This window comes from Leptospira alstonii serovar Sichuan str. 79601, from assembly GCF_000347175.1.
In the GTDB taxonomy this organism is placed as follows: Bacteria; Spirochaetota; Leptospiria; order Leptospirales; family Leptospiraceae; genus Leptospira; species Leptospira alstonii.
On sequence record NZ_ANIK01000077.1, the window covers coordinates 44,433 to 61,563 of the forward strand.

Below are 17,131 nucleotides of genomic sequence, written 5' to 3' on the forward strand. Positions count from 1 at the left end.
CCCTTCGTAAAATGAAGGGAATCGAATTGTTCGAAACTTAAAAACTAAGAGCTTGTCTCCCAAAACCTCGAAGGAAATTTGTGGGAGTTCCCACAGATTCTGTCTCCTTGGCGGTTTATCAGGCTTTTTGTAAGATTTTCCCATCGTTTAAAAACGTAGGAGTTCCCACATTTTTGTGAAACTAAAGTCTCACTCCCTGCCGAATGGCCCATAGAGAATGAGGCACATATTTCAATGGATCACTCTCTGAACTCAATGAAACGGCTCTCTATGGATCGCGTTTCAGGTCGTGAGATAGGTTTTGGGACAAGCTCTTAAGCGGTCCTCTTTAGAATTTCCTGAACCGGATCGATTTCCTGAGCGGAAGCTAAGAAATTTCTGTAACTCAAAAACCAGATCGTGGAAATCGCGCTCAGAACGAGCGTGCCTAACGTAACATTCATTTCACCCGAAAGCGCGTAGGCTCCGGCTACGAGGATCGCCAAACGGATCGGCTCCGCAAAAAGCGCCCATCGTTTTCTTTCCAAGATTCCGCCCAACGCGAGGAGGGATAGAAGGGTGACTACGCTGATCACGCTAATATTGAACAAAGGAAGCGAATTCACTTTTACGAGCATTCCGAACGCGAGCGCCACGGTAATTACGAACCATACAAGAGAATAAAGACTCAATCCTTTCGGAATTTGAATATCATATTTATGGAATGTTTTTGCCGAAACTTCGGGGATCGGATATTGCCCGCCTAGTTCCTGCGGCCTCCAACCCGGAACCGCAAAGAATACTTTGAACTTATCGGACCAGCGAGGACAACGCCAAGCGAGTTCGATCATTTCCCACCAATAATGAAGATTTGCCCAGATCGGGTTGAAACTTTGCAGAGGTTTTACGGTTCCGTAAACCGGTTCTTCGGATTCGGGTTCGAAGGTTCCGAACCATTTGTCGAAAACGATCAAGGTTCCGCCGTGATTTCTGTCTATGTATTTCGGATTGATTCCGTGGTGAACTCTATGGTGGGAAGGAGTGTTGAAAACCGCTTCGAACCAACGAGGAAGTTTATCGATCGCCTTTGTGTGAATCCAGAATTGATAGATCAGATTGAGTTGACCGTTCAAAATCATCACGATCGGAGAAAAACCGATCAATGCGAGAGGAAGATAAAAGACCCATGTGAAAATACTGTGAAAACTCGCCTGACGAAGAGCGACGGTGAGATTGTATTCTTCGCTTTGATGGTGTACAACGTGTCCCGCCCAAAGAAAATTGACTTCGTGACTCAGACGGTGATTCCAGTAATAAGCCAGATCGTAACCGATAAAACAAAGAATCCAAACTCCTACAACGAGGATCCAAGCCCAGGTTAAGGAGCTGAAACCCAAGGTTCCCGCAGGAACGAGGGAAAGGGCTTCGCTCGGCCAGGAAGGAAGATTGAAAATTCTGAAATTCTCATAGATAAAAATATAAGCCGCCATGGTGATGATTTTCTTAAAAACACCCGCCACTTCGCTCGCGATTCCCGCCGAAAGATCGTTGATCGAATCGTTCAGACGATAGAGTTTACGTTTGTGATACGCGGAAAACCCCATTTCCAGAAAGATCAGTAAAAAGAAAAATGGAATTGCGATCGTGACAAGATTGATTTCCATAAAGCCGCCCCTTATAAGTTTCTCATTTAAGTTTAATGTGCATTCGTGTAGAAAGTTTAACCTTTCGCGATCCGTAGAGAGCGAAATGAACCAAAGATAGCAGAGCGTAATCTTTGGTTCCTCTCATGAATTTGGAAAATTGAGAGGTTTTTCGCTCCAATTCCTTCGGAATTTAACTAAAGTGTTGTTCTCTGAACTCAATCTCACTCCCTATGGGTCGTTCGATAGATCGCAACATATAATCGCTTTCGCATTTGTTATACCGAACTCACGTTAAGTTTATTCTTCCAATTCGTTTTCGGTCAATTCAAAAACTCAGTTTAGGGAAAACCGTTTTACATCACAATCGTTATGAGAAATCGGAACATTCAAAATTGGGATGTCGCGTAACAAATCTTATGTGACTTCGTTTGGGAAACTCGATCTTTTTGAATCCGTGTTCATTTTGGAAAAGATCGGAAGAAAAAATAGGAAGGAGAAGTTTGAAAAGGTTACGTTTCTATTCCCATCTTTTTCGGACCGGGATCGACGGATTCAAGACGTTAGATGTTCTTTAAGAAGCCAAGCGACGATTAGAGTTGCCCGAAAAATCGGTTCTCCGTTGACTGCTGTTTCGTTGAAATGGGCGGTTGAATGGACTTTGTTAAACTCCACTACGGAATTTTTCAACAACTCGATTTTACTACTTTTGAAAATAATCGAGTCATTCGAATTCAAAAACAGGAATATATGAATTTTATTAAATACAGAAAAATCCGTGTCCGAAAGAATTCAGAAAATAGAATGTAGCTGTTTTCTGAAATACCGTAAATTCGATGTAGGAAAGATCGGGCAAATACGAAAAACAGCGCGAAGGGGTTTTGTTTTTACTCCGCAAATTCTTCGGGAAATTCTTTTCGAAACTTTTGAAACCACTTCTTCTAAGATTACGTTTTGTTTAACCTTGTTTTCGCCCAAGTTTACGAATTTAAAAACAATGTTGAATGAATTCCCATCCGCCAAAAGGTTTATGCAAGGAATTTTCTCCGATAGGTTTTAATTTCCGCAAAATTTTTGTTACTCGTTCCCGGTTCTTCACTTACTAGGGATCAGTGGATAGGAATCAGATGTCAGGATTAAAATTTTTTCCGTTTATCCATTATGGCACGTAAGAGATCCGGGTTTCATCGTTGGTTTAAAAAGGAGTTAGAGGCTTCGGTTGGCTATCAAGGATAGCGTCCTAGAAAAAGTTGTCGAAAAAAGAAATACAACGTCCTCATTCCGATTGCGTAAAAAAGTAAGAATCACGAACTTGCAAATGGAATCATGCGCACGTTTTCATTCGTCCAAAACTCAAAAAGATCCGCGGCCTATAACCTCGCGCTTGAAGAAGCGATCGGGCTTCATCTCGTATCTTCCGGATATGGGGCCGGGCTTCGGATTTGGAAAAATCCATTTTCCATCGTACTTGGACTTTCCGAAAAAGCGGAGGACACGGTATTACCGGAAGTATTGGAACGTTTTAAAAGATCCGCGGGAAATAGGATTTCGTCGGAACTTCCAAACGTTTCGGTAACATCCGAAAAAAATCCAACCCCGTTCGCAAATCAAAACTCGATTTGGAAAAATCCTACAAAAACTTCCGAGTGGAACGACAAAAAATCCGATTTTTCCCAAGATGACGAAAATCAAAAACTTTTTGACAACCAATTTCCGGCAATCGTTCGAAGGGCGAGCGGAGGCGGCACGGTCGTTCATCATCCCGAGGAAAATCTAAACTTTACATTCTTCATTTCTTTGGAAGTAAAACCGGAGCTTTATAAAGTAAAAGAATCCTACGATTACTTTTTGGGTTTAGTCGTAGCCGCGTTAAAACGACAAACGTTAGACGCTTCTTTCCGAGGAAAATCCGATCTCGCGATTTTAGAAAAGGGACTCGAAAAAAAAATCTCCGGGAACGCGCAGTTTCGAAAAAAGGGCGCCGTAGTTCATCACGGAACCTTGATCTTAAAATCTTCCCTCATTGAAAGGGTTTCCGGTCTGCTCAAACATCCTCCCGAAGAACCAGAATACAGAAAAAATCGAAAACATTCTGATTTTGTAACCTCTCTTCCGAACGATTTTTCTCCCTTAAAATTCGGTCGGGACCTTTCTCATGTATTTGCCGAATCCTTGGGCCTTTCCAGAATGGACACAGAGCCGGATCTCCGATTTCAGAAAACGGTTTTCAAAGAAGCAAAGCAGCTCTTGGAAAACAAATATTCGAGGATGGATTTCATCTTCAGGGATTAATCGGACTTCTACTCGGAACGATTATTAATAAGAAGGGCCAGATGCAGTTTCTTCCGAAAGCGGATCCAGAGATATTCGCAGCGATAAAAAAAGAGGACGAAAGACAGGAAAGTAACCTGGAAATGATCGCCTCCGAAAATTTTGTTTCCAGATCCGTTCTGGAAGCCTACACTTCCACACTCACAAACAAATACGCCGAAGGTTATCCCGGCAAAAGATATTACAACGGTTGTCATAACGCGGATGTTGTGGAAACACTCGCCATCGAAAGAGCGAAAAAACTTTTCGGAGCGCAGTACGCAAACGTTCAACCTCATTCTGGGGCTCAGGCAAACATGGCGGTCTTTCTCGCATGTCTCGAACCGGGAGATTCTTTTTTGGGTATGAATCTCGCACATGGAGGTCACTTGACTCACGGTTCTCCCGTAAACGTTAGCGGTCGTATTTATAAACCGATTCCTTACGGTGTGGATCCCAAAACGGAAACCATCGACTACGACGAGATCGCAAAACTCGCAAGGGAACACAAACCCAAGTTGATCGTCGCGGGGGCTTCCGCTTACGCGAGAATCATCGACTTTTCCAAGTTCGCGGAAATCGCAAAAGAAGTCGGCGCAAAACTCATGGCGGATATCGCGCATATATCCGGTCTTGTTTCCACGGGTTATCATCCTTCTCCGATCGGCCTTTTCGACTACGTAACGACGACGACTCACAAAACTCTGAGAGGTCCGAGGGGCGGACTCATTCTATCTTCATTAGAAAATGAGAAAGTACTAAACTCTCGCGTATTCCCCGGAATTCAAGGCGGACCTTTGATGCACGTGATCGCCGCAAAAGCCGTTGCGTTTAAAGAAGCCCTTCAACCGGAATACAAAACGTACATCGAAACGGTTCTTGCAAACGCAAAGACTCTCGCCGAAGTGTTTGTAAAACGCGGTTACAGAGTCGTAAGCGGCGGAACCGACAATCACTTGGTTCTACTGGACGTTTCCGTAAAAGGACTCACAGGCGCGCAAGCCGCCGACGGATTGGACGAAGTCGGAGTGACCGTAAACAAAAACGCGATTCCTTTTGATAAAAATCCTCCGGCTGTCGCTTCCGGAATTCGTTTGGGAACTCCAGCGCTTACCACCCGCGGTCTAAAACCTGCGGACATAAATTTGGTCGGAAATTTGATCTGCGACTTCCTCGACAATCCGAACGACGAAAAAAACAGAACGAAGGTCAAGGGTGGAGTGAAGGAAATTACCCAAAAATTTCCGATGGACAATTTCCGTTTAGAATAAAAATTTTTTAAACCGACTTCTGTCTCTAAAAAGGCGTTCTACAAAGAGCGCCTTTTTTATGTGCCGAGCGCCTTGAAACGCTTTCGTAAAAGTGTTTCACTAAGTTTAAAAAGCGAGATCGCCAAAAACCACAAAGCAAAATCTTTTGGCGCCTCCATCCTACGGATGGACCGAGCTCTGCCGCGACTCCGCTTACGCTTCGGCCGCTTCGCGGGCCGCGTTCGCGTCGCTCTGATCTCTGGCGCAGGAGTTCCCACAACGAGATTCACTGTACCGAAGTTCACAGAAGAAAATGTGGGAACTCATACAGAAGTCGATTCCTATGTCTCTTTTGTTTCCAATCCAACGCGAACAAAAGAAAATCTTTGCGTTTTTTAACCCCGGTCGTGGTAGTTCCCACAATTTATCAGACATAATATTCTTCTTACGGTCGCATATCCCGTTTACTACAGCAGGAGTTCCCACAAAAAATCAAAACGACACTCAAATCCGAGCAATAACTTCCACGTTTCACGGCAAAATGTAGGAACTCATACAAATCCAGAATTTCAATTGTTTCATCCTGGAAGAAACGTCGGAACCAACACTTCCCCTTTTATCATTCTCCCGTAGCCCTTACGATTAAAACACTTTACATTTATATACATATCATATAATAAGTAATCATGGAATTCCAAGCTCTCTCAACGGCAAACGCAATCGGAAACGACAATCTCTACAATCCAATCTTGAATTGGGAAAAAAAAGGCCTGGGAATGCTCACGGGAATGTCCGGAATCTACAACTTAGCCCTACACTGGGAATACGCTTTTGCAGTATCCGGGTTTAAAATTTTCAATTTGGACTGCGCGATCCGATTCAATCCGTTTGTGATCACCCAGGAAACGAGAAGGAGGAGAGTTCCTCCCGAAACCTTGCTGGAAAACGTCTTCGTTCAAAGGGCCTTTACTCCTTATCAAATCTTGGACGCGTTACAATCGATCGCTTTTCGTAAGACGGACGATATGATTTTTTTTCTTTTGGCGCCTTGCAAACAATTCTTTGACGGAGACGTTCAGGACGACGAGGGGAGATTTCTTTTGGATAAGATGTTCCTCATACTGAAACGTCTTCACGCGATGGAAGCGCCGGTTCTCGTCGTCGAATCCATGAAATACACTCATCCGACTTTCCAGGCATTTTTTCCGAGGCTGATCGAGATTTCCGCCGATCTCTGGGAACTCAAAATCGAAAACAAACTCTCCTATCTCAAAGTGAGAAAGAAATCCACTTCTTCCGTTTATACTTTGGATGAGAGAATCGAAATTACGAGGTAAGAATATGGGCAGAACCGTCACACCTTATTCCAGACAGATGCAACAAGTCGAATCCGGACTTTTGGAATTTCGTCGAGGTTTACGAAAACCCGATCAAGACATTTTTGACGATCTGATTCGAACCGCAAAGTTACAAGTGCAGGCCGGGGTTATGGCCTCCGGTCCGTATCCGATCGATACGATGCTACTTACGATGATGATCGATCTCAAAAAAGAAATGCGTAGACTGAACAAGGAGTTATACGAACTCAAGGGAACTGTCTAAAAACAACGTATCGATCTGAAACTATGAAAACATCGATTTATGGCTATAAAAACATTTCCGTAAAGTTGAGAAAGAACGCCAAAAACTCCGAAAAAAAATGTCCGATCCGATTTACATAGAAGGAACTCTATTCGATATTTATCATATTGAAGACAAGATCCATCTATGGTTGCGGACTCAAAACGGAGAATCGATTCTTTTTCACGATTTTTATCAACCCGTCATCTATGCGAGAGGGGAAGAATCCGTTCTCAAAAAACTAGTTCAAAGATTTTACGAACTAGACGCGTTAGCCGACATACCGACTTACGTTCCGAAAACCCTGTTTTACGAAAACGTTTCCGTACAAGTCTTAAAACTTACGATTTCCCGTCCGTCCTTACTTTCAAAAGTTTCCAAAAAACTCTACGCGCTCTACGGAAAATTCGACATCTATCATTCGGATATAGAGGTTTCCACGAGTTATATGGTGGAAAAGAAAATATTCCCTTTGTGTAAATTAAGGATTTATTATGCGGAAGGAAAGTTCGGAAAAAGGATTCATACGATCGAAACCGATAAAGGCGACGAAATCGAAAAGATGGAATACGAAATTCCGGACTTCAGGATTCTTTCGATGAAACTCGTAGAAAGCCATCGAATCGATATGAAGGATAATTCCATTCTGTTTCATAACGGAGATCGTTTTTGGGAATTTTCCGGAAAAAATCCGAAAGACCTTCTGATCGGGATCGATCGACTTCTTAAAACCGAAGATCCCGACATCATTCTTTCCTCTTTCGGAGATCAGGTGATCTTTCCGTATCTGTTTACTCAGGCTCAGAGGCTGAAAATTTTTCCCGCATTCGACAGGGATAGAAGTTCTCCGATTCGAAGAAACATTCGGACCCAAGGAACCAGTTTTAATACGTATGGAACCATCGTGTACCGTGCGCCTTCGTACCCGCTTTTTGGAAGATGGCATATCGACGCGGAAAATAGTTTTGTCCATAAGGAAGCGGATCTTTTGGGGATCGTGGAGTTGGCCAGACTTTCCAGACTTCCCATACAGAAGATGGCGAGGGCTTCCACGGGAAAGGCTTTGACGAGCATCGAAACCGACGTCGCACTTCGAAGAGGTTATCTCGTTCCTTGGCAAAAGAGCGCGATCGAATCTCCTAAAACCGCTCTTCAACTTCTGGAAGCGGACAAAGGAGGGCTGGTATTTCAACCGGATATTTCCTTCGGGATGACCGCGGAAAATGTGGCTCAACTCGATTTCGCTCAAATGTATCCGAGTATTATGGTGATTCATAATATTTCTCCCGAATGTGTGAACTGTTCTTGTTGTGCGGAAGATCCGGACGCGCCGACGGCTCCCGGCCTCGGCTATAAGATTTGCAGAAAACGGATCGGGATCGTATCCGAAGCCTTAAAACACGTATTGGATCGTAGGGCATATTACAAAAATAAAACGAAAGAAATCGAAAAAGCGAACCGTGACGTTTCTTACGCAAAAAAACTTACCGAATACGATCTCAAACAATCCAGTTTAAAATGGATGCTCGTAACTTCTTTCGGTTATCTCGGTTATAGAAACGCGAAGTTCGGTAGACTGGAAAGCCACGAAAGTGTGAACGCGTTCGCGAGAGAAAAACTTCTCACGGCTAAAGAAATCGCGGAAGAAAGAGGATACGTTTTTATTCACGCGATTACGGACAGCATCTTTATCCGCAAAGAAAATTCTTCCTCGTTTTCCGAAGAGGAATTGGAATCCCTTTGTTCCGAGATCGGAAAACGCACGAGCGTTAAAATCGACGTGGACGGTATTTATACCTGGCTTTTGTTTCCGGCTTCGAGTCAGGATCCGCAAATGCCAGTCGCCAATCGTTATATGGGAAGATTTACATCCGGAAAATTAAAATGCAGAGGAATCGGAGCCAGAAGAAAAGATCTTCCTATTTTTATCAGAAACGCTCAAAAAGAAATGTTGGAATGGATGCAGAATCGCATTACGATCGCCGATCTGAAAAACTCGGAATCCGAAATCCTTCGGATCTACGATCGATACGATTCCGATCTCAAATCGGAAAAAGTTCCTTTGGAAGAACTTCTCATTCGCAAATCCACTTCCAAAGAACTGGAAGAATACGAGGTCGCCGGTCCCACCGCTGTTTCTCTTCATAATCTCAAAGAAATGGGAATTTCAGTGCAAGCTGGAGAAAAGATCCGTTACTTGGTACTCAATCGAAAGGCCAAAAACAAGGATCAATGGTATCTTCCCGAAGAAATGATCCCAGTCTTAAAACGGAAAAATCAAAAAATTCATTTGGATCGAACCTATTATCGAAAATTGCTCATCGGTGTTTTCAGAGAAATTTGGTCCGAGTTTGCGTCCTTTCAAAATTTCGAATCCCTTATCGACGAACAAAGATGGCTGCCTTTCGAACTCTGTTATAAAACCGAATATGAAAAATTTCTAATGAATCAAATGGAAATCGTCTGATTTCAAAGGACAAACAATCCCGTCCTATCAGGTTTGGAAAGACTCGAGTTTAAAAAGAAGATGCGCTTTGATCGTGGGCCATTCGCTTGAGATAATGCTGTAAACCGCGGTGTCTCTTAACGTTCCGTTCGCCATCACTCGGTGATTGCGCAAAATCCCGTCCAAAATCGCCCCCAGTCTTTCTATGGCTCTTCTCGAATTTTCGTTGAGTCGATGCGTTCTGAATTCAACGGCGATACATTGTAAATTCTCGAATGCGTGTTCCAAAAGAAGAAGTTTGCATTCCGTGTTTACGAAAGTTTTTTGAAATTCTTTAGAATACCAAGTCGAACCGATTTCAAGACGATTGGCGAAGTTCTCGATGTTCATGTAACGAGTACTTCCGATAATTCTAGGATCGTTTTTGAGTTTTACGACAAAGGGCAGGGAAAGTTTTTCTTTTTTTTCCGAAAGCGCCCTCGCAATCCATTGTTTCATTTCTTCGGGAGAAGGGACCATTGTGAACCAGAGTTTCCACAATTCTCCGTCTAACACCGCTTTGACTAAGTCGTCGTGGTGTTCCGTCTGAAGCGGATGGAGTTCCACGTGTTTTCCGATTAAGGAAATCGATTCTGGCGGGTAGGAATATTTCATCGTTGATTGCCTTTCGGTAGGATTTTTTGTATGAGTTCCTACACTTTCCGAATTAGAACTGAATTCAATTGTTCCGACAAACTTTGTCTTACCGAAAAAAACTTGCGAGTTACTTTAAAGTTTACCTTTGGAGTAAAATCAAAACGATCATTCCTCCGAATAATACTTAGCGGAAGCGTCCTTTAGAAATTTCCTTTCTTTTCTCGAAAGAGAATCCATCCCGGATTTCGAAATTTTGTCTAGGAGTTGATCGACTTCCTCTCTTACGTGAATCTTACGATTCATTTCTTCCTGCCATTTTTTCATTTTTCTTTTTTGAAGAAAACGGTTGAGAGAAAAAGAGGCCGGAATTTTAGATTTCAGTTTATTATAATAAAAGAAATAAAGCGCTCCTCCGATCGCTCCGCCCAAATGCGCCATGTGAGCGATGTTTCCGCCCGGGCCGGAAAAAGCGATGATGAGCATAAGAATCACCACCATATACTTCGCTTTCAGAGGAAAAAATCCCATAAAAAGAAGTTCCTGATTGGGCCAAATCAAAGCGAACGCGATCAAAAGACCGTAAATTCCCCCGGAAGCTCCGATGATCGTCCCTTGGTGAAAACCCACGTTATGCAAAATCCAAGGAAAAAATCCTCCCATAAAACAGGAGAACAGATAGAATTTCAGAAAATTCCTTCCTCCCCAATAATTCTCCAGAATGGAACCGAACATCCAAAGAGAAAACATATTGAATAGAATGTGAAAGAAATTCTGAACCGAATGTAAAAATGCGTAGGTGATCAATTGCCAGACAAAAAAACGATGTGTGACTAAATCCGAAGTCATTCCCAAATAAAAAGTAAGGTAATCGCCGATCGTCCAGGAAAGTAGGAGTTGAACCGCGAAGATTCCCCCGTTTAAAATCAATAAGATACGAACTACGGGAGTCAGCTCCGGACCGATCCGATTGTAGATGCCTGTCATAGGAGAACATGATTTCTCTTTAGAATCCGACGACAACCGTAAAACGATTTTTCTTTTTTCTCTTCTCTTTGACAGAAAGTTTCTAAGGTAAAATCTTTGCTTCAAGATGATCGTTCAGTTATACGGAACCCGGGGCTCGGTTCCTTCCCCGTTGCGCACCCGGGAATACATTCAGAAAGTGACTCAAATTTTGGAACTCGCTCGGGACGCGGGCCCAAACGCCCTTACGGATATTCAAAAATTTATTTCCAAACTTCCTTCCTACCTTGCCCAGGTCGTCGGGGGAAATACGACCTGCGTTTCCGTGACTTCCTCCGCCGGAAAAAGAATGGTTTTCGACGGCGGAACCGGGCTTCGAATTTTAGGGGACGAGTTGATGCGGAAAGAATTTCAGAACGGTTCGGGAAAGATCTCTTTGTTTTTTTCCCATTCGCATTGGGATCATATCCAGGGAATTCCGTTTTTCAAACCCATCTTTATACCCGGAAACGAACTCCATTTTTATTCTCCCTATCCGGATTTGGAGGCGCGCCTTGAAAAACAACAGACTTCGGAATTCTTCCCCATTCCGTTTTCCGCCCTTGCCTCCACGAAACTCTTTACCTGCCTGAAACCCGGCGAAACTTTGGATTGGGAAGGGGATTGTAAGATAGAAATTTATCCGCTCAAACATCCCGGCGGATCGTTTGCCTACCGGGTGGAAGAGGACGGAAAGGTCTTTATTTTCGCCACGGACGCCGAGTTTACCGGAGAGGATTTCGATTCCATCTCGGAAATGAAACCTTTCTTTGAAAATGCGGACCTGCTCGTTTTGGACGCTCAATATACCTTGGACGAATCCTTCCAAAAATTTGACTGGGGACACACATCCTACACGATGGCCGTAAACTGTGCGGTCGCCTGGAACGTTAAACAACTCGTTCTGACCCATCACGAACCCGTTTATGCGGACGACGTGTTGGATATCATTCTTGAGGAAGCTAGGGCGCACGCGGTTTCGCTCGGCAATTCATCCATGCGGATAGAACTCGCCGTCGAAGGGAACGTATATAAACTATCATGAAAAGTATCGGACTTCATAGAACTTCCAAAACCTTGCTCGTCATCGCCCTCTTAGGAGGATTTTTTTTCGGTTATATCCTTTCGGAAGTGGACGAAGGCGGAGAACTCGCGATGCTCGCTTCCTACCAGCCTACGACTCCCACAAGACTCTACGACATCAACGGAGTCGTATTCGCGGAACTTTACAAACACAAACAACAACTTCTGAAATACCAGGACATTCCTCCTCACGTAGTGCAGGCGTTTTTATCCGTGGAAGACAATAACTTCTTCAATCATTTCGGGATCGATTTTATGGCGATCGTGAGGGCGGGGATCGTAAACGTCGTCTCGGGGAGAATCAAACAGGGAGGTTCCACTCTCACGCAGCAGCTCGCCAAAACCGTTTTACAAAACAGAAAACGTTCCTTTGCGAGAAAGTTCATCGAGGCCCTATTCACTCTTCAGATCGAACAGGAATATTCAAAAGAAGAAATATTAGAAATTTATTTTAATCTTATCTATCTGGGACACGGAACCACGGGGCTCGCTTCCGCGGCGGACGTGTACTTTCAAAAAGACGTGAGCGATCTGGACGTGGCCGAAGCCGCGCTTCTCGCGAGACTTCCGAAGGCTCCCGTAAAGTATTCTCCGTTTAAAAATCCCGCGATTTCCAAAGGCGCGCATTTGAGCGTTTTGAGACTCATGTCCGAGCAGGGATATATTCCCGCGGACAAGGTCCAATCGATTCACGACGATTTCTGGAATAAATACTGGCCCGTTGTGATCACTCAGTCCCCTTCCCAATCCACTTGGGGAAACCGTCTGAACAAGGCTCCTCATTTTACCGAATACGTTCGTCAAAAACTCGAAAAGGAACTCGGAGAGGATAAGGTTTATACGGGAGGTTTGAAAGTTTATACGACCCTCGACGCCCGCAAACAGGAGATCGCTCAGGAGGAATTGTCCAAGGCGATCAAAAAACACGACGACCTCGTTTCCGGAATCACGGTCAATTATTCCGGAGGAGCGGATCGGGGCCTGGTCGGTTTGTATTATCTCATGGGTTCCATCTTTCCGATCGGAATGCCTTATGTGAGTAAACTCGATGATAAGGCGAACTATCGAGTCGCACTCGAAAGGGAACTCATAGACGCCGCGGACATTCTTACGATTTTAACTCCGGGGGAAAACGAGTCCTCGGCGATCTCCGAGTTTCAAAAACAAACCGCGGTCTTCGGTAAAAATCTCCACGTAGAAGGGGCCGCGATCACGATCGAACCTTCCACCGGTTATATTCAGACGATGGTCGGAGGTTACGAGTTCACTCCTAAAAATCAGTTCAACCGAGCCACGATGGCCAGACGTCAGACCGGGTCCGCGTTCAAACCGTTTGTCTACGGAGCCGCGATCCAAGAAAGAGTCGTAGGAAGCGGAACCGGAATTATGGACGCGCCTCTCACAACTCTCACGGAAGAGGGAGAAGGTTGGTCGCCTCAGGATTTTGACGGAGACTTTTTGGGAATGGTTCCTTTGTCGCGGGCCCTTTCTTTGTCGCTTAACATCGTTTCGGTGCAGGTATTTCTGCGAACCGGACCGGACGCGGTCATCGATTTTTCTTCCCGACTTTTAGGAGTGGTTCCGACTCGTTTTCCTCCGAGTCCGGCGCTCGCACTCGGGATCGCGGAGCTGACTCCTCTTGAGATGGCCCTCGGTTATGCGACGATCGCCAACAACGGGAGAAGGGTGATTCCGTTTGGAATCCGTTATGTGATCGATCAGAGCGGAAACGTGATCTTCAACGAAGAAGTGAAAATCCAGGAAGAACTGCAGAAGCAGGCCAAGGACGGAAGTATCCAAGTGATCTCCGAAGGAACCGCCTACATTCTGAAAAAAATGCTGACCAACGTGGCGATGGCCGGAACCGCCGCGATGGGACTCAGGGATCCCGACAAAGGAAATTACAGAGGAACCGCCGCCGGAAAAACGGGTTCCACTTCTTCCTTCACAAACGCGTGGTACTGCGGATTCGATCCGAATTATACGACAGTGATCTGGTTGGGTTTTGATAAAAGTTCGATTTCTTTGGGAAGAGGACAAGCGGCTTCGGTGCTCGCGGTTCCGATTTGGGGAAGAATGTACAATCGATTTTACGGAGGTCAGAATTATCCTTCCTTCGGTGAAGATAGCATGCCCGAGGAAGTACAGGGAGGAGGCACTTGCGCTTACAACGGACTTTCTCCAAAACCGGGAGTATGTCCCGTAACACAGAACCTGACTCTCAAGCCGATCACCGTAGCCGGAGTGACCAAGGCTGTCATGGGAAATCGCCAGTGCGACGGAGAAAGAGATCATCATAAGTCTATGGATTTTAGAGAGTTCTTACAAAAAGAATATCAGATTAGCGACGAGGAATTAGGTAAAACGGATCGGAAGTTCAAACCAAGAACGGAATAATCGCGTTTTGGAGAATTTCGTTTACAGAATTTTTTCGTTTAGAAGGATTGAAACCGAGGTCCGCGCCAATGCGCATCCTAAACCTCTCGAAAGGAATCATTCATGTCTGTAGAAATTAAGGTCCCGGAAATGGGAGAATCGATTACGGAAGCGACCATTGCCAATTGGGTTAAGAAAGAAGGGGACGCGGTAAAACAAGACGAGATCCTGCTGGAACTGGAAACCGACAAGGCCACCATGGAAGTTCCGGCTCCTTCTTCCGGCGTTCTTCAAAAAATTCATAAGAAGGCCGGAGATACAGTCAAGGTGAAAGAGATCATCGGTCTCATTGATTCCTCTGCAACAGCCTCCGCACCTTCCTCATCTTCACCGACAACTTCAGCACAAACAACTCAAACCTCCGGAAACGACAAAACAAACGACACTCTTCCGCCTGCGGTTCGTAAGTTGATCGACGACAACGGACTCAATCCCGCTTTTATTTCCGGTTCGGGTAAGAATGGGCAGATCACAAAAGAAGACGTTTTAAAGGCGATCGAATCCAAAACATCGGCTTCCGTAGCGACGGCGCCTGTTACAGCCAAAGCGGTGTCTTCTCCGGAAATTCCCAAAGCAATTCCCGCTGCGAGAAGAACGGATCTTCCGAGGGAGAACACGGTTCCGATGTCTCGTTTGCGTAAGGTGATCGCGGAACGTCTCGTATCGGCACAACACAACGCTGCCATCTTAACCACGTTCAACGAAGTGGATATGAGTTACGTAATGGAACTCAGAAACCGCTACAAGGATAAATTCAAAGAGACGCATAACGTGGGTCTTGGTTTTATGAGTTTCTTTACGAAGGCCGCCATCCACGCGCTCAAAACGATTCCGGCGATCAACGCGGAAATTCGAGGAAACGATATCGTTTATAAAAATTACTTCGATATCGGAGTCGCCGTCGGAGGACCGAAGGGGCTTGTGGTTCCGATCGTACGCGACGCGGATCTTTTGAGTTTTGCGGGAATCGAACAGGAAATCGGAAGACTCGCCAACAGGGTCAAAGACGGTAAGATAGAACTTGCCGAAATGGAAGGCGGAACTTTTACGATCTCCAACGGGGGAATCTACGGTTCGATGATGTCGACTCCGATTTTAAATCCTCCTCAGAGTGGGATTTTAGGACTTCATAATATAGTGAAACGTGCCGTGGTGGTAAACGATCAGATCGTGATCCGTCCGATGATGTATCTCGCGCTTTCCTACGATCACAGGATCGTGGACGGAAAGGAAGCGGTTACGTTCCTCGTGAAGGTCAAGGAAGCGATCGAAGATCCGGCCCGACTTTTACTCGAACTTTAAGGAAATAGGAATCATGTCAGCAGAATTTGACGTAGTCGTGATCGGGGCGGGACCGGGGGGCTACGTTTGTGCCATCCGGGCCGCTCAACTCGGTTTTAAGACCGCAATCATCGAAAAAAGAAAAACCCTCGGAGGAACCTGCCTCAACGTGGGTTGTATTCCCTCCAAGGCGCTTCTGGATTCTTCCGAAGAATATCACAAAGCCCTGCACACACTGGACGTTCACGGGATCACCGTCGGTAAAGTCGACCTCGATCTGAATAAACTCATGAACCGAAAGGACAAAATCGTAAAGGAAGTCACCGACGGAGTCGACTTTCTGATGAACAAAAATAAGATCAAACGTTACGAAGGTTTCGGGAAGGTTTTATCCGCGGGGAAAGTGGAAGTCGTATCGAGCGACGGAAACAAAGAAACGATTTCCGCAAAACACATCGTAGTCGCCACCGGATCGGTTCCGATCGACATTCCCGGTTTGACCGTGGATGGTAAAAATATCATCACATCCGATCACGCGATCGAACTCCGCAAAGTTCCTAAGAAGATGATCATCATCGGAGCCGGAGTCATAGGACTCGAACTCGGATCGGTTTGGTCGAGACTGGGTACTGCGGTTACGGTCGTGGAATTTTTACCGGGACTCATTTCCAACGTGGACCGTCAGATGGGTTCGCTTCTGGAACGTTCTCTCACTTCTCAAAGGATGGAATTCTTATTCGAACACAAAGTAAAAGGCGCGACTGCGATCAAGAATGGTGTTAAAGTTCAGATTGAAGATTCCAAAGGAGAATCCAAAGAACTCGAGGCGGATGTGGTTCTCGTCGCTGTCGGAAGAAGACCTTTTATCGAAGGTGTTGGTTTGGAGGAAGCGGGTGTCGCATTAACACCGCGCAAACGAATCCAAGTGGACGGACATTTTAAAACGTCTGTTCCGGGAATTTATGCGATCGGGGACGCAGTGGACGGACCGATGCTCGCACACAAAGCGGAAGAAGAAGGTGTGGCGCTCGCCGAACTTCTCGCGGGACAATCCGGACATGTGAATTACGACGCGGTTCCTTACGTTATCTACACTTGGCCGGAAATGGCTTGGGTGGGAAAGGGAGAGGAAGAATTGAAAACGGCCGGAATCGAATATAAAACCGGAAAATCGCTCTTTCGGCCCAACGCTCGCGCAAAAGCGATGAACGAAGCCGAAGGACAAGTCAAAATATTAGCGGATAAAAAAACGGATAAAATCCTGGGAGCCTTCGTATTCGGACCTAGGGCTTCGGATATGATCGCCGAGTTAGCGGTTGCGATGGAATTCGGAGCTTCGGCGGAAGACATAGCGAGAAGTTTTCACGCACATCCGACCTTGGCGGAAGTGATCAAAGAAGCGGCAATGGCGGTGGATAAATGGGCGATTCACGCGTGAATCGTAT

General features: G+C 45.3%; 12 protein-coding genes. 9 read left to right on the plus strand and 3 right to left on the minus strand.

Annotated elements, in window-relative coordinates; translation table 11 throughout:
* Window positions 1–314: 314 nt before the first annotated feature.
* A complete protein-coding gene (locus LEP1GSC194_RS15340; RefSeq protein WP_020774429.1) occupies window positions 315–1,643 on the minus strand; it encodes a sterol desaturase family protein in 1,329 nt (442 codons plus the stop codon).
* A gap of 1,305 nt (window positions 1,644–2,948) precedes the next feature.
* Between LEP1GSC194_RS15340 and LEP1GSC194_RS15355 the strand changes: the two genes are divergently transcribed.
* The 5 genes from LEP1GSC194_RS15355 to LEP1GSC194_RS15380 all read left to right on the plus strand — a co-directional run bounded on the left by LEP1GSC194_RS15355 (window position 2,949) and on the right by LEP1GSC194_RS15380 (window position 9,269).
* Complete coding sequence (locus LEP1GSC194_RS15355; RefSeq protein ID WP_020774436.1) at window positions 2,949–3,914, plus strand: lipoate--protein ligase family protein; 966 nt, start codon at window positions 2,949–2,951, stop codon at window positions 3,912–3,914.
* A gap of 41 nt (window positions 3,915–3,955) precedes the next feature.
* Window positions 3,956–5,203, plus strand: a complete 1,248-nt coding sequence (gene glyA, locus LEP1GSC194_RS15360) for a serine hydroxymethyltransferase (protein WP_020774435.1) — start codon at window positions 3,956–3,958, stop codon at window positions 5,201–5,203.
* Window positions 5,204–5,868: 665 nt separating this feature from the next.
* A complete protein-coding gene (locus LEP1GSC194_RS15370) occupies window positions 5,869–6,519 on the plus strand; it encodes a hypothetical protein (RefSeq protein WP_020774418.1) in 651 nt (216 codons plus the stop codon).
* A gap of 4 nt (window positions 6,520–6,523) precedes the next feature.
* Window positions 6,524–6,784, plus strand: coding sequence for a hypothetical protein (locus LEP1GSC194_RS15375; RefSeq protein ID WP_017809851.1), 261 nt, complete (start codon window positions 6,524–6,526; stop codon window positions 6,782–6,784).
* A 97-nt stretch (window positions 6,785–6,881) separates the two neighbouring features.
* Window positions 6,882–9,269 carry a DNA polymerase domain-containing protein gene (locus LEP1GSC194_RS15380; protein WP_020774425.1) on the plus strand — a complete coding sequence of 796 codons (2,388 nt, stop codon included), beginning with the start codon at window positions 6,882–6,884 and terminating at the stop codon, window positions 9,267–9,269.
* Window positions 9,270–9,296: 27 nt separating this feature from the next.
* Here LEP1GSC194_RS15380 and LEP1GSC194_RS15385 read toward each other — a convergent pair whose 3' ends face one another.
* Both LEP1GSC194_RS15385 and LEP1GSC194_RS15390 read right to left on the minus strand, forming a co-directional pair.
* On the minus strand, window positions 9,297–9,902 hold the full coding sequence (locus LEP1GSC194_RS15385) for a GNAT family N-acetyltransferase (RefSeq protein WP_020774431.1): 606 nt from the start codon (window positions 9,900–9,902) through the stop codon (window positions 9,297–9,299).
* A 147-nt stretch (window positions 9,903–10,049) separates the two neighbouring features.
* Window positions 10,050–10,868, minus strand: coding sequence for a rhomboid family intramembrane serine protease (locus LEP1GSC194_RS15390; RefSeq protein ID WP_020774456.1), 819 nt, complete (start codon window positions 10,866–10,868; stop codon window positions 10,050–10,052).
* A gap of 106 nt (window positions 10,869–10,974) precedes the next feature.
* On the opposite strand from LEP1GSC194_RS15390, the gene LEP1GSC194_RS15395 reads away from it, so the two are divergent.
* From LEP1GSC194_RS15395 to lpdA, 4 genes are all read left to right on the plus strand, one after another.
* A complete protein-coding gene (locus tag LEP1GSC194_RS15395; protein ID WP_017808694.1) occupies window positions 10,975–11,931 on the plus strand; it encodes an MBL fold metallo-hydrolase in 957 nt (318 codons plus the stop codon).
* Window positions 11,928–14,366 carry a penicillin-binding protein 1A gene (locus tag LEP1GSC194_RS15400; RefSeq protein WP_020774466.1) on the plus strand — a complete coding sequence of 813 codons (2,439 nt, stop codon included), beginning with the start codon at window positions 11,928–11,930 and terminating at the stop codon, window positions 14,364–14,366. Before LEP1GSC194_RS15395 ends, LEP1GSC194_RS15400 begins: the two co-directional genes overlap by 4 nt.
* A 102-nt stretch (window positions 14,367–14,468) precedes the next feature.
* Entirely contained in the window at window positions 14,469–15,707 is a 1,239-nt protein-coding gene (odhB, locus tag LEP1GSC194_RS15405; RefSeq protein WP_020774452.1) for a 2-oxoglutarate dehydrogenase complex dihydrolipoyllysine-residue succinyltransferase, read from the plus strand.
* Between the two features lie 13 nt (window positions 15,708–15,720).
* Window positions 15,721–17,124 (plus strand): dihydrolipoyl dehydrogenase, encoded by a 1,404-nt coding sequence (gene lpdA, locus LEP1GSC194_RS15410; RefSeq protein ID WP_020774415.1) that lies wholly within the window; start codon window positions 15,721–15,723, stop codon window positions 17,122–17,124.
* The last annotated feature ends 7 nt before the right edge of the window (window positions 17,125–17,131 follow it).

What these genes read in the sequence shown, in the direction of transcription:
- LEP1GSC194_RS15380 (WP_020774425.1), top strand. Translation starts at nt 6,882, where the DNA reads ATGTCCGATCCGATTTACATAGAAGGAACTCTATTCGATATTTATCAT.
- LEP1GSC194_RS15355 (WP_020774436.1), top strand. Translation starts at nt 2,949, where the DNA reads ATGCGCACGTTTTCATTCGTCCAAAACTCAAAAAGATCCGCGGCCTAT.
- LEP1GSC194_RS15375 (WP_017809851.1), top strand. Translation starts at nt 6,524, where the DNA reads ATGGGCAGAACCGTCACACCTTATTCCAGACAGATGCAACAAGTCGAA.
- LEP1GSC194_RS15340 (WP_020774429.1), bottom strand. Translation starts at nt 1,643, where the DNA reads ATGGAAATCAATCTTGTCACGATCGCAATTCCATTTTTCTTTTTACTG.
- lpdA (WP_020774415.1), top strand. Translation starts at nt 15,721, where the DNA reads ATGTCAGCAGAATTTGACGTAGTCGTGATCGGGGCGGGACCGGGGGGC.
- LEP1GSC194_RS15395 (WP_017808694.1), top strand. Translation starts at nt 10,975, where the DNA reads ATGATCGTTCAGTTATACGGAACCCGGGGCTCGGTTCCTTCCCCGTTG.
- glyA (WP_020774435.1), top strand. Translation starts at nt 3,956, where the DNA reads ATGCAGTTTCTTCCGAAAGCGGATCCAGAGATATTCGCAGCGATAAAA.
- LEP1GSC194_RS15390 (WP_020774456.1), bottom strand. Translation starts at nt 10,868, where the DNA reads ATGACAGGCATCTACAATCGGATCGGTCCGGAGCTGACTCCCGTAGTT.
- LEP1GSC194_RS15400 (WP_020774466.1), top strand. Translation starts at nt 11,928, where the DNA reads ATGAAAAGTATCGGACTTCATAGAACTTCCAAAACCTTGCTCGTCATC.
- LEP1GSC194_RS15370 (WP_020774418.1), top strand. Translation starts at nt 5,869, where the DNA reads ATGGAATTCCAAGCTCTCTCAACGGCAAACGCAATCGGAAACGACAAT.
- odhB (WP_020774452.1), top strand. Translation starts at nt 14,469, where the DNA reads ATGTCTGTAGAAATTAAGGTCCCGGAAATGGGAGAATCGATTACGGAA.
- LEP1GSC194_RS15385 (WP_020774431.1), bottom strand. Translation starts at nt 9,902, where the DNA reads ATGAAATATTCCTACCCGCCAGAATCGATTTCCTTAATCGGAAAACAC.